Source organism: Oryzifoliimicrobium ureilyticum, assembly GCF_037199735.1.
In the GTDB taxonomy this organism is placed as follows: Bacteria; Pseudomonadota; Alphaproteobacteria; order Rhizobiales; family Rhizobiaceae; genus Rhizobium; species Rhizobium ureilyticus.
This window is the reverse complement of the sequence record NZ_JBBBVQ010000006.1, coordinates 14,433-29,266: the sequence shown is the minus strand read 5'-3', so window position 1 is coordinate 29,266 and position 14,834 is coordinate 14,433. Positions and strand designations below refer to the sequence as shown.

The 14,834-nt window shown below is 55.8% G+C and carries 14 protein-coding genes; 9 read left to right on the top strand and 5 right to left on the bottom strand.

Annotated elements, in window-relative coordinates; all coding sequences use genetic code 11:
- Positions 1-26: 26 nt before the first annotated feature.
- Together VQ830_RS09990 and VQ830_RS09985 are read right to left on the bottom strand one after the other, a co-directional pair.
- Positions 27-494 carry an RbsD/FucU family protein gene (locus VQ830_RS09990; RefSeq protein WP_337267956.1) on the bottom strand — a complete coding sequence of 156 codons (468 nt, stop codon included), beginning with the start codon at positions 492-494 and terminating at the stop codon, positions 27-29.
- Positions 478-1,716 carry an ROK family transcriptional regulator gene (locus tag VQ830_RS09985; protein WP_337268161.1) on the bottom strand — a complete coding sequence of 413 codons (1,239 nt, stop codon included), beginning with the start codon at positions 1,714-1,716 and terminating at the stop codon, positions 478-480. Before VQ830_RS09985 ends, VQ830_RS09990 begins: the two co-directional genes overlap by 17 nt.
- Before the next feature lie 230 nt (positions 1,717-1,946).
- Between VQ830_RS09985 and VQ830_RS09980 the strand changes: the two genes are divergently transcribed.
- The 8 genes from VQ830_RS09980 to VQ830_RS09945 all read left to right on the top strand — a co-directional run bounded on the left by VQ830_RS09980 (position 1,947) and on the right by VQ830_RS09945 (position 10,101).
- A complete protein-coding gene (locus VQ830_RS09980; protein ID WP_337267955.1) occupies positions 1,947-2,966 on the top strand; it encodes a sugar ABC transporter substrate-binding protein in 1,020 nt (339 codons plus the stop codon).
- 128 nt (positions 2,967-3,094) lie between these two features.
- Positions 3,095-4,168, top strand: coding sequence for an ABC transporter permease (locus tag VQ830_RS09975; RefSeq protein ID WP_337267954.1), 1,074 nt, complete (start codon positions 3,095-3,097; stop codon positions 4,166-4,168).
- Positions 4,165-4,947, top strand: a complete 783-nt coding sequence (locus tag VQ830_RS09970; RefSeq protein ID WP_337268160.1) for an ATP-binding cassette domain-containing protein — start codon at positions 4,165-4,167, stop codon at positions 4,945-4,947. The genes VQ830_RS09975 and VQ830_RS09970 overlap by 4 nt, the downstream gene beginning before the upstream one ends.
- The gene (locus VQ830_RS09965) at positions 4,944-5,576 is read left to right on the top strand and encodes a nucleoside triphosphate hydrolase (RefSeq protein ID WP_337267953.1); all 633 of its coding nucleotides are present in this window, start codon (positions 4,944-4,946) and stop codon (positions 5,574-5,576) included. The genes VQ830_RS09970 and VQ830_RS09965 overlap by 4 nt, the downstream gene beginning before the upstream one ends.
- A 222-nt stretch (positions 5,577-5,798) precedes the next feature.
- A complete protein-coding gene (pyrC, locus tag VQ830_RS09960) occupies positions 5,799-6,842 on the top strand; it encodes a dihydroorotase (protein WP_337267952.1) in 1,044 nt (347 codons plus the stop codon).
- A 144-nt stretch (positions 6,843-6,986) separates the two neighbouring features.
- Positions 6,987-8,165, top strand: coding sequence for a GGDEF domain-containing protein (locus VQ830_RS09955; RefSeq protein WP_337267951.1), 1,179 nt, complete (start codon positions 6,987-6,989; stop codon positions 8,163-8,165).
- Between the two features lie 157 nt (positions 8,166-8,322).
- Complete coding sequence (locus VQ830_RS09950) at positions 8,323-9,015, top strand: orotate phosphoribosyltransferase (RefSeq protein WP_337267950.1); 693 nt, start codon at positions 8,323-8,325, stop codon at positions 9,013-9,015.
- A gap of 153 nt (positions 9,016-9,168) precedes the next feature.
- On the top strand, positions 9,169-10,101 hold the full coding sequence (locus tag VQ830_RS09945; RefSeq protein WP_337267949.1) for a carbohydrate kinase family protein: 933 nt from the start codon (positions 9,169-9,171) through the stop codon (positions 10,099-10,101).
- A 55-nt stretch (positions 10,102-10,156) separates the two neighbouring features.
- On the opposite strand, the gene pgi is transcribed toward VQ830_RS09945, so the two are convergent.
- Complete coding sequence (gene pgi / locus VQ830_RS09940) at positions 10,157-11,785, bottom strand: glucose-6-phosphate isomerase (RefSeq protein WP_337267948.1); 1,629 nt, start codon at positions 11,783-11,785, stop codon at positions 10,157-10,159.
- 200 nt (positions 11,786-11,985) lie between these two features.
- A complete protein-coding gene (locus VQ830_RS09935) occupies positions 11,986-13,686 on the bottom strand; it encodes a long-chain-fatty-acid--CoA ligase (RefSeq protein WP_337267947.1) in 1,701 nt (566 codons plus the stop codon).
- Between the two features lie 292 nt (positions 13,687-13,978).
- Here VQ830_RS09935 and VQ830_RS09930 point away from each other — a divergent pair, with 292 nt between their 5' ends.
- Positions 13,979-14,371: a PRC-barrel domain-containing protein gene (locus VQ830_RS09930; protein WP_337267946.1), complete on the top strand. Its 393-nt coding sequence runs from the start codon at positions 13,979-13,981 to the stop codon at positions 14,369-14,371.
- A gap of 60 nt (positions 14,372-14,431) precedes the next feature.
- Here VQ830_RS09930 and VQ830_RS09925 read toward each other — a convergent pair whose 3' ends face one another.
- Positions 14,432-14,827 carry a VOC family protein gene (locus VQ830_RS09925; RefSeq protein ID WP_337267945.1) on the bottom strand — a complete coding sequence of 132 codons (396 nt, stop codon included), beginning with the start codon at positions 14,825-14,827 and terminating at the stop codon, positions 14,432-14,434.
- Between the last annotated feature and the right edge of the window lie 7 nt (positions 14,828-14,834).

The following is a 14,834-nucleotide window of genomic DNA, read 5'->3' as shown; positions in this document are numbered from 1 at the left end:
GAGGCTGGCGAAAGATCCGCGCTGTCTCAGTAGACAAACGGATCTGTCTTGCCGGTCTCGGCGGCCTGCGGATAAATGACGCCCTTTCGCAGAATGACATTGGCGTAGAGGCGCGGTTCGCTGGTTTGGATGATGGCATGTGCGGCGCGCACGCGCCCGTAAAAGGCTTCTCCGATCAGCGGAACGACGCTCTGCGACGGTTCATGACGCGCGCAGCAGGCGATAATCTCTTCATGGACCGGGTCAAGCTTGTCGCGTTCCCCTTTGACGGTTGCCCGGAAGATTGCTTCGGGAACAAAGTCGTCGATCGGCATCACGCTCAAGATCGCATCGAGAACCGGAACAATCGCATGCCCATCCATACGGATCAGGCGTCGGCCATGCTCAAGGCCGGGATAGTTCCCGTCCACGATTGCCAGTTCATCGCCATGGCCCATGGCCCTGAGCAGCGCCAGCAGGTCAGGGCTCAGGATCGGGTTAATTCCCTTCAACACGTTCAATCTCCTTAAACAAGACAGTATGATCGGTGAGATACCGCGCGAAAATAGGAAGGCTTGCGCCTCCGATTGAACGCGCATGCGCTCCGACGGACCCGCCGATGATTTCGGGCATGACGACGCCTTGAAGATCAAGTCGTTCAGCCTCGTCTCTCGTGGCGCGAACGAGACGATCTCGGACCCAGCCGGGAAAGCCGCCATCGATGACGGCAGCGGAAAAATCGATGATGGAAGCTGCCGCGACGATTGCCTGGGCCAAGGCGCGGGCACTGTCCTGGATCCAGCGTTCGAGCGGTTCGCCGAAGTCGATCCACTCATCGGCAGAATACCAAAGGGGCGTCGGATCAATCCCACGCTCCCGCAGCATGTTTTCCAGAACGAAGATCGATGCGATCTCAAGCAACTGCTTTGTTTGGCCGTCGCTGCCGCGAACCGGGAGAGGGCCGATCGCGCCCGCCGTTCCGGTGCGGCCGGAATAAATGCTGGAATTCAGTACGATCCCGCCGCCGAGGAAGGAGCCGATAAAGAAATAGACGAAGTCTGGATAAGCGGTGCCGACACCGAATACCAATTCGGCGCCACAGGCGCTGGTTGCGTCATTTTGCAGGAAAACGGGGTGAGGCACCCGGGCCGCGACCTCGGCTTGAAGATCAAAGCCTCGCCAAGCCTCCATCGTCCCTTTCGGCGAGCCGACTTCTTCCTCCCAGTTCCAAAGCTCGAAGGGCGCCGCAATGCCAATACCCGCGATCTTCTGTCGCTCCGCGTCATCGAGCTCGTCTTCCAGGGCATGTATTCCCGACGTGATGAAAGACAGCAAATCCTGCGGCAAAGGATAGGGATAGGTCTGTCGCACCTGCTTCCGGATATTGCCGACAAAATCCATCAAAACGAGGTCGGCACTGCGCCGTCCCATCTTCACGCCGAAGGACAAGACTGCATCGGGATTAAGACGCATGGGCACGGAAGGCTGTCCCACCCGGCCGCGCACTGGTGCGTCTCGCGACAGCAATCCCTCGTTTTCCAGCGCGCGCATGATGACTGACACCGTTTGTGCCGAAAGTCCCGTCCGGCGGGCGATTTCGGCTTTCGACAGTGATCCATGCAGTCTGACGAGTGACAGAACCAGGCGTTCGTTGTGCGCCCTAACGCCAATCTGGTTTGCGCCGCTTCCTGCGCTCAGCATCATTGACGATGCCGGAAGCAGTCCGCGGCTGATCATAGACGACATTGGCCACTCCTCCCTATTTCCGGCCATGCCCAATAATGATGCAGAATGACAGAACAGATTAATAATTCAACCGGATTTATTTATTGACAAGAGGCAAGATTCCGAGAATTAATGCCTGCGTTATGGCGGCACGCAGCTCGGAGGAGGCTGGTCTAGCGAGCGTAATCCAGGCTGTGCTGCATTTATCGGTCCCGGAAAGGCCGGGCGTAGAGGGAGGTTCCATGAATAAATCCGTATTGGCATTTGGTGCGCTTGCGCTTGGCGTTGCTTTCTCGGCGCCGGCATTTGCCGCCAATCCAACCGCTTGCCTCATCACGAAGACGGACTCCAATCCGTTCTTTCAGAAGATGAAAGAAGGCGCGACAGCGAAGGCAAAAGAACTTGGCGTTGACCTGAAGGCCTATGCCGGCAAGATCGACGGCGATAGCGAAAGCCAGGTTGCAGCCATTGAAACCTGCATCGCTGACGGCGCAAAGGGTATCCTGCTGGCTGCCTCGGACACCGCTGGTATTGTTTCGCAGGTCAAGAAGGCGCGCGACGCCGGCATCCTCGTGATCGCACTCGACACGCCTCTGCAGCCGATCGACGCTGCCGACATGACCTTTGCAACCGACAACTTGCTTGCCGGTAAGCTGATTGGTCAGTGGGCCAAGGAAACGCTCGGCGACAAGGTCAACGATGCACGCGTTGCCTTCCTCGATCTCACCCCGTCCCAGCCATCGGTCGACGTTCTGCGTGACCAGGGCTTCATGATGGGCTTCGGCATCGATCCGAAGGATCCGAACAAGATCGGTGACGAAGACGACAAGCGTATCGTCGGACATGACGTTACCAACGGTAACGAAGAAGGCGGTCGTACGGCTATGGAAAACCTTCTCCAGAAGGATCCAACCATCAACGTCGTTCACACAATCAACGAGCCGGCTGCAGCTGGCGCTTACGAAGCGCTCAAGGCTGTCGGCCGTGAAAAGGACGTCCTGATCGTTTCCGTCGACGGCGGTTGCCCAGGTGTCAAGAACGTCGCTGAAGGCGTCATCGGTGCGACCTCACAGCAGTATCCGCTGCAGATGGCCGCTCTCGGCATCGAAGCGATCAAGAAGTTTGCCGACACTGGCGAAAAGCCAAAGCCAACCGAAGGCAAGAACTTCTTCGATACCGGCGTAACGCTGGTCACCGACAAGCCTGTTTCCGGCGTGAAGTCGATCGACACGAAGGAAGGCCTCAAGAAGTGCTGGGGCTGATGCTCTTCTGAGTTGAAGTGTTAAGGGCGGGGAGCAATCCCCGTCCGCATGCTTGTCTTCGAAAAAATAAGAATGCTGTTGCAGGAGGAGCCGGTCGGTCCGGCCCGTAGCACACGCGAGGATACACCATGAGCAAGCCTACGACGGCCGCCCCGCAGGATTACGAAACAGTCCTGAAAGATAGCTCCAAGGAGGTTGCAGCCTTCGAAGAGCAGAAAAGCGCTCTCCAAAAATTTCGGAATTTCCTGCACGCCAGCCCTTCGGCGGTATCCCTGATCGTGTTGGTCATGTCGATTGCGATCTTCGGCGTCCTGCTGGGAAGCAAGTTCTTCTCGCTGTTTTCGCTGACGCTCATTTTGCAGCAGGTTGCGATCACCGGCATCATTGGTGCAGCTCAATCCATGGTGATCATGACGGCTGGCATTGACCTGTCCGTGGGCGCAATCATGGTGCTGTCATCGGTGATCATGGGGCAGTCGGTCGTTCATTATGGCGTGCCTCCGGCGGTTGCCGTAGCACTTGGTTTTCTTGTTGGCGCATTGTGCGGCTTCATCAACGGCTTCCTGATTTCGCGCGTCAAGCTTCCGCCATTCATCGTGACGCTTGGCATGTGGCAAATCGTGCTTGCGACGACTTACCTAATCTCCGCGAATGAGACGATCCGCTCTCAGGATATCGATACAGTTGCACCGCTTCTTCATTTCTTCGGCCAGAATATACGTCTTGGGGGCGCCGTTCTGACCTATGGCGTGATTGCATCCGTGATCCTCGTTGCGGTGCTCTGGTATATTCTCAATCATACGGCTTGGGGTCGGTATGTTTACGCGCTCGGTGACGATCCAGCGGCTGCCGAATTGTCCGGCGTCAACGTCAAGAAGATCCTCATCCAGGTCTACGTTATCTCGGGCATCATCTGCGCTCTGGCGGGATGGGCGATCATCGGACGCGTCGGCTCGGTTTCGCCCAATGTCGGCCAGTTCGCAAACATCGAATCCATCACCGCGGTGGTAATCGGCGGCATCTCCCTCTTCGGTGGCCGTGGCTCCATCCTTGGTATGATGTTCGGCGCGTTGATCGTCGGCGTGTTCCAGTTAGGCTTGCGGCTGCTCGGTACCGATGTGCAGTGGACCTATCTTTTGATCGGTGTGCTTATCATTGCGGCCGTTGCCGTCGACCAGTGGATCAGAAAGGCAGGAAGATAATGGTTGAACCGCTTCTGACAGCACGCGGCATCGTTAAGCGCTATGGCCGCGTCACTGCAATCGATCACGCCGATTTCGATCTGTATCCAGGGGAAATCTTGGCCGTTATTGGCGATAACGGCGCCGGAAAGTCTTCTCTGATCAAGGCTATCTCAGGTGCCGTGCGCCCTGACGAAGGCGAAATCAAGCTTGAAGGTAAGCCCGTCCATTTTGCCTCGCCCATGGAAGCGCGTAAGGCAGGCATCGAGACCGTTTACCAGAATCTGGCTTTGTCGCCGGCTCTATCGATCGCCGACAACATGTTCCTCGGTCGCGAAATACGCAAGGAAGGCCTTGTCGGTAAGGTTTTCCGCACGCTCGATCGTCCGAAGATGGAAAAGATTGCGCGCGACAAGCTCTCCGAGCTCGGATTGATGACCATCCAGAACATCAACCAGGCCGTCGAAACATTGTCGGGCGGACAGCGGCAGGGCGTGGCGGTCGCGCGCGCCGCCGCGTTCGGATCGAAAGTCATCATTCTCGATGAGCCAACGGCTGCGCTCGGCGTCAAGGAAAGCCGCCGCGTGCTGGAACTCATACTCGATGTGCGCAGCCGCGGTATTCCGATTGTTCTGATTTCGCACAATATGCCGCATGTCTTCGAAGTTGCCGATAGAATTCATATTCATCGTCTCGGCAAGCGCCTGACAGTGATACGCCCGAAGGATTACTCCATGTCCGACGCGGTGGCTTTCATGACCGGCGCCAAGCCAGCACCGGAAGATACGGTTGCCGCATGAGTTTCCGTGTTCGGGACTTGGCTGATCAACTGGTCGAACGCGCTGGAACTTCCTCGCGATTCCTTGTCGGAATTGCGGGGCCGCCGGGCGCTGGAAAGTCGACCCTGGCCGATCTCTTGAAGGATGCGTTGACCGAGAAGGGGCAAACGGCTGCCGTCTTGCCCATGGACGGCTTTCATATGGACAACGCCATTTTGATCGAGCGCGGTCTGCTGGCTCGCAAAGGCATCCCGGAAACCTTCGATGTGCGAGGCTTCATCGACATCATCAAGGCCGTGAAGCCTGCCGATCAGGAAGTTCTTGTTCCGGTCTTCGACCGATCGCGGGAAATTGCCATCGCATCGGCGCGGCCGATCGATCCCAAAGACAAATTCATCATCGTTGAGGGTCTTTATCTCCTTCTGAAACTCGGAAAGTGGACTGAGCTGCGCGATTTGTTCGACTTCACGGTTCTTCTTTCTCCGCCGGAAGAGGTTTTAGAAGAGCGCTTATGGGATCGCTGGCGCGGCTATCGTCTTTCAGAAGATGAGGCACGGGCAAAGGTGGAAGGAAACGATTTGCCCAATGGCAGATTCATCCTCCAAAACAGCAGTGAGCCTGACCTTCTGCTCGATGTTGCCATGGACTAGTTGGTGTCGCGTCTGAGGTTATCTCGGCGCGGCTTGATCGTCAGAACTTGACGCTGGCATACTGTCAGACGCTCCAAGTGCGATCAGACCTGTCTTTCCCATGGGAACGATGCTATCCAAACCGAAACAGGGAGAGGGTGCGCTTTGCAGCCCGATATCTCACTGTCGCCCACAGGATTGTGACATGCCGGTGGGCCTTGTGCATCTGCCGGAGGTTCGTCCATGCAATCCATTACCATTCGCCGTCCTGACGATTGGCATCTCCACCTGCGCGACGGCGCAATGCTGGAAGGGGTGATCGCAGATACGAGCCGCCACTTTGCTCGGGCGATCATCATGCCCAATCTCGTTCCGCCCGTCGTGACCACCGCAGATGCAAAGGCTTACCGGGAGCGTATCGTCAAAGCGGTGCCCGACGATGATCGCTTTGAACCGCTGATGACGCTTTATCTGACGGAGCACACGCAGCCCGATGATGTTGAAGCCGGAAAGAAGAGTGGCCTGATCCACGCCGTGAAGCTTTATCCGGCCGGCGCGACGACAAACTCTCATGGCGGCGTGCGTGACATCGAAAAGGCGATGCCGGTCCTAGAACGCATGGCGAAGATTGGCTTACCTCTTTGCGTTCACGGTGAGGTCACCCATCCCGAAGTCGATATTTTCGACCGAGAAGCCGTTTTTATCGAAACCGTGCTGGAGCCGCTGCGGCGCCGATTGCCCGAGCTGAAGATAACGATGGAGCATGTGACGACCAAAGAGGGGGTTGACTACATTCGCAGTGCCCAATCAAACCTCGCCGGTTCAATCACAACCCATCACTTGATCATTAACCGAAACGCAATTCTCGTCGGCGGCATAAAGCCACATTACTATTGTCTGCCAGTCGCCAAGCGTGAACATCATCGTCTGGCGCTTCGTGCGGCGGCAACATCGGGCGATCCGCGGTTTTTTCTCGGAACGGATTCTGCTCCGCATGTCGATCCGGCCAAGGAATGCAGCTGTGGCTGCGCTGGCATTTACACGTCCATCAATACCCTCAGTTGCCTGGCGCATGTGTTTGAGGATGAGGGCGCTCTAGATAAACTTGAAGCATTTACGTCTCTCAATGGTCCTGCCTGGTATAATCTGCCCCCGAACGAGGATCGTGTAAGCCTTGTTCGACGCGACCAACCACTTTCCTTTCCAGAAAAGATCGAAACAGGTGATGGTCCAGTTACTGTATTCAACCCAATGTTTTCTCTTTATTGGGATGTCGCAATAAAGTAGTATTTAAGAAATTGGCTTGACTGGGGCTATTCTCACCAAAAGGAAACTAGGAGCAATTAACACTTTCTTCTTAAGACGTTTTTCATCTGTCCTATTATAGCGTCACCCAAAAGAGGGGTGCGACAGTTGTCGCATAAATAAAGCATGATGCTTGATTACGGTTCGTTGTTGCTGGCCCTAGGCGTGTCGGCAACCTGCTTAGCAATAACCTTGGCAGGAAGTTGGTTTGCCCGCCGCTCTGACACGTTTCTTCTGACCTGCACCTGCGGTCTGGTCGTCGTCATCGCGGGCATTTTCATTTATGGCACTTACTTCGTTCATCCTTCCAAGCTGACAGGCGTGTTTGCGCTTGCAACCTTCCAGCTGGGATTTGCCATTGTCTGGGAAGCGGGACGGCATTTCCGGACAGACAAGTTGAGCGTGTCTCGCGCCATTTTCTCTGCGATACCTGGTTTGGTTCTCTGCATCGTGCCGATGATGGCAGGCCTGGATGGCTTGGCTTTCATCGCGATGAACATACTGACCTCGGCGTATCTATTGGCAACCGCGCGGGAGTATTGGATCGCTCGCAAAGAAGCGCCTACGCCCATTCTTGGCATCGCCGCGCTCTACACGCTCACCTCTTTCTCCTTTGCTCTTTGCGCCGCTCATCTCATTTGGGATGGCAATCTTGTTCTCGGCCGTGCACCGTTAAACTGGGCCGAAGACCTGAACTTAGCGATCTGTATTGCCTCAATGACAGGGATTGGCGCGCTTTCGCTCGCGTTGCATCAGTGGAGATTGGCCGCGCGTCACCGGGTGGAAGCCATGACCGATCCGCTGACCGGTCTCCTCAACAGGCGCGCGCTGTTCGACCTTTATGGCAACAAGCGGATGTCACCCAAGACTGCTGTGCTGATTTTCGATATCGACCACTTCAAGGCGATCAACGATACCTTTGGTCATGCCAGCGGTGACGAGGTTCTTCGGATATTTGCCAGAAAACTGCAGAAGCATTGTCGCCAAGGCGATGCGGCCGCAAGGTTGGGTGGCGAAGAGTTTGCTCTCGTTCTCCATGGAATGATGCCGGGGCGCGCCGAAGTCGTTGCAGAATCCATCCGCCAATCCATCGAGCTCAGAGAAATTGAGGTCGACGGCAATAGCCTGAAATGCACGGTGAGCGTTGGCATTGCAGCCGGTCTCGCGGCCGCGAAAGACTTTGAGATTGCGCTTTCTGCCGCCGATCAGGCTCTTTATGCTGCCAAACGTGCGGGCCGTAATCGCGTCATGACGTCAAGCCACTTGCAGGCCGTCGACGGCCATGGTGCCCGGTCTGCATCCTAGCAAGGCAATACCGGACTTTGTCTGGCGTCTCGTAAATCTTCTTGTTATGGGCACTGTCAAAGCCTCTGGCATCGCGCTATGGACAGCGTGATGCAGGGGTTGAGATTAAGCGTCCTGCCTGCGTCCATGGGGCGAAAGGGCGCGTGAGGAGAGAGCGATGATCCAGACGACGTTTCCCGACCGCGAGATGATGGCCGAGCTATTTGCGAAAATGCTCTGGGAGATCAAGGCCGTTCACTTCAATGCGGCGCATCCCTACAAGCTGGCTTCGGGGATGGCGAGCCCGGTCTATATCGATTGCCGAAAGCTTTTATCCTATCCGAAGATCCGCTCCACCATCATGGACTTTGCCGCGAGCACACTGCTGCGCGAAGCAGGCTTCGAGCGCTTTGACTGTATTGCGGGCGGCGAAACGGCAGGCATTCCCTTTGCCGCTCTCTTGGCCGATCGCCTGAGCCTGCCGATGATCTACGTGCGCAAGCAACCGAAGGGACATGGCAAGAATGCGCAAATCGAGGGCGAACTCAAGGAAAGTGCACGGGTCCTGGTGATCGAGGATCTGACGACCGCCGGCGGAAGCATGTTCAAGTTCATCGATGCGATCCGGGCGGCAGGCGCGACAGTCGATCATGGCATGGCACTCTTTTACTATGATATTTTTGAGGACGGCGCGCTGCGCTTTGCCGATGGGAAAGTAAAGCTGCATTATATTTCGACGTGGCGTTACGTCTTGTCGGTGGCGCGCTCGGAGCGTCTTTTTGACGATGAAACGCTTTCCAGCGTCGAGGCCTTCCTCAATGCTCCGCTGGAGTGGTCCGGCAAACATGGCGGCGTATCCCAGTTGGGATAAAATCTGAGCCGGGGCGCAGGCAAACAAGATGGCATCTGCCGTCTATGTAATGCCCAAATGCCATATCCGTTCAGGCCTATAGCTTGCTTTTGCAGGCGAATGATCTAATCCGGATATCAGGAAGCAGCTCCCAACCAACGGGTGGAGGTTTGAATGATTTTGTGCTGTGGCGAAGCTTTGATCGACATGCTGCCGCGTGAGACCACGCGGGGCGAAAAAGGCTTTGCGCCTTATGCTGGTGGCGCGATTTTCAATACGGCGATTGCCCTTGGACGGCTTGGTGTACCGTCTGCATTCTTCACTGGCTTGTCCGATGATATGATGGGCGATGTGCTGCGGGAAACACTGCGCGACAGCAAGGTAGACTTCAGTTACTGCGCAACGCTGTCGCGCCCGACGACCATTGCCTTCGTCAAGCTTGTCGATGGTCATGCCACGTATGCTTTCTATGACGAGAACACCGCCGGTCGGATGATCACCGAGGCCGACCTGCCAAAACTCGGCGATGAGTGCGAAGCGCTGCATTTCGGCGCGATCAGCCTGATCCCGGAACCTTGCGGATCCACCTATGAAAGTCTGATGCAGCGTGAATATACCAAGCGCGTCATTTCGCTCGATCCGAACATCAGACCGGGCTTTATCAAAGACAAAGCGTCCCACTTGGCTCGTATCCGCCGCATGGCGGCCATGGCCGACATCGTGAAGTTCTCGGACGAGGATTTGGCCTGGTTTGGCTTGGAGGGCGATGAGGAAACATTGGCGCGCCATTGGCTCCACCATGGGGCAAAACTTGTGGTTGTCACGCGCGGCGCCGAAGGAGCGACCGGGTTTACCGAAAATCTGAAGGTAACGGTTCCCAGCGAGCGGGTCGAAGTTGTCGACACGGTGGGTGCAGGCGATACATTCGATGCCGGCGTGCTGGCTTCGCTGAAGCTCCAGAACCTTCTGACAAAGGCGCAGGTTGCCAATTTGTCAGAGGTGCAGGTTCGCAAGGCTTTGGAGTTGGGCGCAAAATCGGCGGCCGTAACGGTCTCGCGCGCCGGTGCAAATCCGCCTTGGGCTCATGAGATCGGGCTCAGCGCCTAACGCGCCCGCAGACAGAACGTTGAAGCCGAACCGTGCGACCGGTTCGGCTTTTTTGTCAGGACTTCTTTGTCTTCAGCAAGATGTTCACGAGACCCTGTGTCGAGGAGTCGTGACCTTCTGCACTTTCCTTGCCTTCGACGATCGGAAGCAGGCCGGTCGCCAACTCCTTGCCGAGCTCAACGCCCCATTGATCGAACGAGTTGATGCGGAAGAGCACGCCTTCGGTGAAAACGCGGTGTTCGTAGAGCGCGATCAAGCGACCAAGCGCAAATGGCGTCAGTTGATCGTAAACGAAGGTGATCGACGGACGGTTTCCGGTGAAGACGCGATGTGGCGCAATGAAATCTGCTTTCTTGTCGTCCATGCCTTTCGAGGTCAGCTGCGCCTTCGCCTCCTCGAAAGTACGGCCCCTCATCAGCGCTTCCGACTGCGCAAGGCAATTGGACATCAAAAGCTCGTGCTGACGACGCAGTTCCGGTTCGAAACCGTTTGCCGCAATCATGAATTCAGCAGGGATAATGCTCGTTCCCTGGTGGATGAGCTGATAAAAGGCATGCTGGCCATTGGTACCTGGCTCGCCCCAGGCAACAGGACCGGAATCGCCTTCAACCGGCGTGCCATCAATCGTGACGCCCTTTCCGTTCGATTCCATGTCGAGCTGTTGGAGGTAGGCAGGGAAACGTGACAGCCTTTGATCGTAGGGCAAAATAGCGCGGGTTGCATAACCGAGGACGTTTCGGTGGTAATAACCGATCAGTCCGAGGAGCATCGGCAGGTTCTTGGTGATTGGCGCCGTGCGGAAGTGGTTGTCCATGGCATGTGCGCCATCGAGAAACTTGCCAAAATTCTCGGGTCCGATCGCCAGCATCAACGGCAGGCCGATCGCCGACCAGATCGAGTAGCGACCGCCGACCCAGTCCCAAAAACCAAAAACCCGCTCACTATCGATGCCGAAGGCGGCGACTTTGTCGAGCGCTGTCGACACCGCCGCGAAATGGTGCTGGACGGCGGCTTCGCCCAAAGCATCGGCGATGAAGCGGCGTGCCGTCTGCGCATTCGTCATGGTTTCGACGGTCGTAAACGTCTTGGACGCCACGATGAAAAGCGTCGTCTCCGGTTTTACCAGCTTCAGAATGTCGGCAATATGGGCGGGATCGATATTTGAAACGAAATGGGCGCGGGGTCCATCGTGATATGGCGCCAGAGCGAGCGTCGCCATCACGGGGCCGAGGTCCGAACCGCCAATGCCGATATTGACGACGTCGGTAATTGCCTTGCCGGTTGCGCCTTTCAAGGTGCCGGAGCGAACGCCATCGGCAAACTTGCCCATCGCTGTCAGCACGGCGTTGACATCAGGCATGACATCCTTGCCATCGACGTAGACCGGCGTGTTGGAGCGATTGCGCAGCGCGGTGTGAAGAACGGCGCGGTTCTCGGTGAAATTGATCGCCTTGCCGGAGAACATTTCATCGCGCTTTGCCTCGACGCCGCCAGTCTCGGCAAGTTTTACAAGAAGCGACAAAATCGTGTCGTTGACCGCGGTCTTCGAAAAATCCATGACGAGATCGTCGAACGACACGGAGAAGCGAGAAAAGCGCTCAGGATCTTGTGCGAAGGCTGCGCGAATGTCGGTTGCCTTTGTTGCGGCTGCCGTACGCTTCAGATCGTCGACAATGGCTTTCATGATAAGCTCCCTTAGGGCAATCGGGGCCGCTCCGGCCCAGGTTGCGTCAGAACAAGATGAATCAACAGTCACGGCTCTTCCCGCGAAAGCGCCGTCAGCTGGTAAAAGAACTATTCGGTTTCTAGGGCGCAAATCAAGTTCGGCCAGCCTTTGTCATGGAAAAACAATCTTCCTCAGGCGCCGACATCCGCTCTTGATGATCAGCCGTTTCTCAATTCCTTACGCAGTATCTTTCCGACTGCCGATTTTGGCAATTCGTCGCGAAATTCGACATAGCGCGGACGTTTGTAATTCGTCAGGAGCTGGGCGCAATGCGCCTTGACCTCGGCTTCGGTCAAGGCGGGATCTTTGCGAACCACGAACAGTTTAACGGCTTCACCGGAATGAACGTCGCTCACCCCAATCGCAGCGGCTTCACTGATGCCGGGATGGCTGACGGCGACTTCCTCGATTTCGTTAGGATAGACGTTAAAGCCGGAAACCAGGATCATGTCCTTCTTGCGATCAACGATTTTGGTGTATCCGCGCTCGTCCATGAAGCCCATATCGCCGCTGCGGAAAAACCCGTCTTCGGTCATCACGCGAGCTGTCTCCGCAGGTTTATTCCAATAGCCAGCCATAACCTGCGGGCCGCGGATGCAGATCTCGCCTACCTGCCCAAGCGGAAGGGAGCGGCCATCGTCATCGCGAATATCGATGTCGGTCGAAGGCAGAGGAAGGCCGATGCAGCCGGAGAACTCCTTTGCGTCGAAGCGGTTGGCAGTGGCGACCGGAGATGTTTCGGAAAGGCCATAGCCTTCCGTAATATTCGAACCGGTGACCTCCCGCCAACGATCGGCAATCGGTTTTTGAACCGCCATACCGCCGCCGAGCGCCAGATACAGCGAGGAAAAATCGAGCTTTCGAAAGGTCTCGTTGTTCAGCAATGCATTGAAGAGGGTGTTGAGGCCCGGGAAAACATGGATCTTCGACTTTTCGAATTCCTTGACCAGAGCGGGAATATCACGCGGATTGGCAATTAGAATATTGTGACCGCCGAGCGCAATTCCCACCAGTGCGTTCGCTGTCAAAGCAAAGATGTGGTAAAGGGGCAGGGCACAAAGAAAATTGAGTACGTCCGGCTGTTTTCGCTCCAGAAAGGCAGATCTCAGCCACAGCAGAACCTGCTGCGTGTTGCTCAGGAGATTATGGTGCGTCAATACAGCGCCTTTGGCAATGCCGGTCGTTCCGCCCGTGTATTGAAGGAATGCGATATCCGAAGGCTCGACTTTAACCTGCTTGAAGCCGCGTTGCCGCCCCCTTTTCAGAGCCTCCTTGAAGAGAATGTGATTGGGGATAGACCAGGCGGGAACCAGCTTTTTCACCTTGCGAACAATGAGGTTCACGATCAGGCCCTTGGCGCCCATCAGCTCTCCAAGGGATGAAACGACGACATGCCGTACTTCCGTTCTCGTGAGCACCTGCTCCAAGGTGTGAGCGAAATTCTCCAGCACGAAAATGGCCTTTGCTCCGGCGTCGCGAAGCTGATGTTCGAGTTCGCGTGGCGTGTAAAGTGGATTGACATTCACCACTGTCAGCCCTGCACGCAAGATACCGCATACAGCTATGGGATTTTGTAGGATGTTCGGCATCATGACGGCGACGCGGTCGCCTTTCGATAAACCCAGTCCTTGCAAAAATGCGGCGATGTCGCGCGTATCTTCATCAAGCTCGCGATAGGTCAGAGTGCGCCCCATGCTGGAAAAGGCAATTCGTTGAGGATGGCGCGCGCAGGCATCTTCCAACAGCTCGGCAAGGGAGTTGAAGGGCAGCGGCGACATTTCGGCTGGAATGACATCCGGGTAGCTTGTCAACCATGGCTTATCAGCCGACATCTTCTCGTGCGTTGATGAGATGCTCATAGGTTGCTCCTCCTGCCTACTAATCTGCTCTGCATCTGCGGACTGTGTCCGCATTTCTCCCTAAGGCAAAGCACCTCTCCCAAGGTGCTACAACCCAGCAAATTTATAAAGTAACTTTGACGTAAACGTCAATGTACTTCTCCGTTTCAACTTTGCATGTCGTCCTGTTTCCGATGATGACAGATCGCGGGGATATCACGGGAAAAATATCGAGGTGTTTCTATCGTCAGGGAACCCCGCGCATCGATTAACGTTCGGAATGTATGGCACTCGTATGAAAAGGAGATGCACCATGCTGAACGAAAACGTCAACGCGATGAACAATGATCCAAACGTCAAAGAAACACCGTCTCTGATCGCCAGCGACCGGGTGGAAGGCACCAAGGTCTATGGCGTCGATGGCAAGCACATCGGCTCGGTCGAACGGCTCATCATCGGCAAGCGTGATGGTCGTGTTGCCTATGCGGTCCTGAGCTTCGGCGGCTTCATGGGAATTGGAACCGACCATTATCCCCTGCCTTGGGAGAAACTGTCCTATGATACGCAGCTGGATGGCTATCGTATCGATTTGACAAAAGATCAGATCGAAAACGCTCCAAGCTATTCGGATGATGACGACAGCTGGTACCACGACAACGGCCGGCGTGTTTATGATTACTACGGAATCCCACCTTATTGGATGTAAGGCGATTACTGCCAGCTTACAGACCCCCGAGAAATCGGGGGTTTCGCGTTTTTATCCCTATCAGAGATAGCGTCCGCGTCTTTGCAAGACTTCGATCTTGTAGCCGTCTGGGTCGGTAACAAAGAAAAATACCGCTAGCGGTTTTCCATCTCGATTGAGCTCGACAATCTTGCCGGGGTTTAGGCCTTCCTCCGTAAAGCGACGATGCTCCACCTCCAACTCGTCCACAGACAAAGCAAGATGCCCGTAGCCGTCACCAAGGGAATAGGGAACGGTGCGTCCCTTGTTGACCGTCAATTCGAGCTCGAAACCCGTTTCGTCGTTGCTCAGATAGATCAACGTGAAGGTATCGAAATCGAGACGCTCTGCAACCCGGAGCCCAAATGCCTTTTGGTAGAACGCAAGCGATCGGCTCTCGTCGAGAACGCGGATCATGCAGTGGATCATTTTTGCCAAGTGTTCC

Excerpts from the sequence above, each read along its gene's own strand:
- VQ830_RS09950 (WP_337267950.1), top strand. The coding sequence starts at position 8,323 with ATGATCCAGACGACGTTTCCCGACCGCGAGATGATGGCCGAGCTATTT.
- pyrC (WP_337267952.1), top strand. The coding sequence starts at position 5,799 with ATGCAATCCATTACCATTCGCCGTCCTGACGATTGGCATCTCCACCTG.
- VQ830_RS09965 (WP_337267953.1), top strand. The coding sequence starts at position 4,944 with ATGAGTTTCCGTGTTCGGGACTTGGCTGATCAACTGGTCGAACGCGCT.
- VQ830_RS09945 (WP_337267949.1), top strand. The coding sequence starts at position 9,169 with ATGATTTTGTGCTGTGGCGAAGCTTTGATCGACATGCTGCCGCGTGAG.
- VQ830_RS09935 (WP_337267947.1), bottom strand. The coding sequence starts at position 13,686 with ATGAGCATCTCATCAACGCACGAGAAGATGTCGGCTGATAAGCCATGG.
- VQ830_RS09955 (WP_337267951.1), top strand. The coding sequence starts at position 6,987 with ATGATGCTTGATTACGGTTCGTTGTTGCTGGCCCTAGGCGTGTCGGCA.
- pgi (WP_337267948.1), bottom strand. The coding sequence starts at position 11,785 with ATGAAAGCCATTGTCGACGATCTGAAGCGTACGGCAGCCGCAACAAAG.
- VQ830_RS09975 (WP_337267954.1), top strand. The coding sequence starts at position 3,095 with ATGAGCAAGCCTACGACGGCCGCCCCGCAGGATTACGAAACAGTCCTG.
- VQ830_RS09985 (WP_337268161.1), bottom strand. The coding sequence starts at position 1,716 with ATGATCAGCCGCGGACTGCTTCCGGCATCGTCAATGATGCTGAGCGCA.
- VQ830_RS09980 (WP_337267955.1), top strand. The coding sequence starts at position 1,947 with ATGAATAAATCCGTATTGGCATTTGGTGCGCTTGCGCTTGGCGTTGCT.
- VQ830_RS09930 (WP_337267946.1), top strand. The coding sequence starts at position 13,979 with ATGCTGAACGAAAACGTCAACGCGATGAACAATGATCCAAACGTCAAA.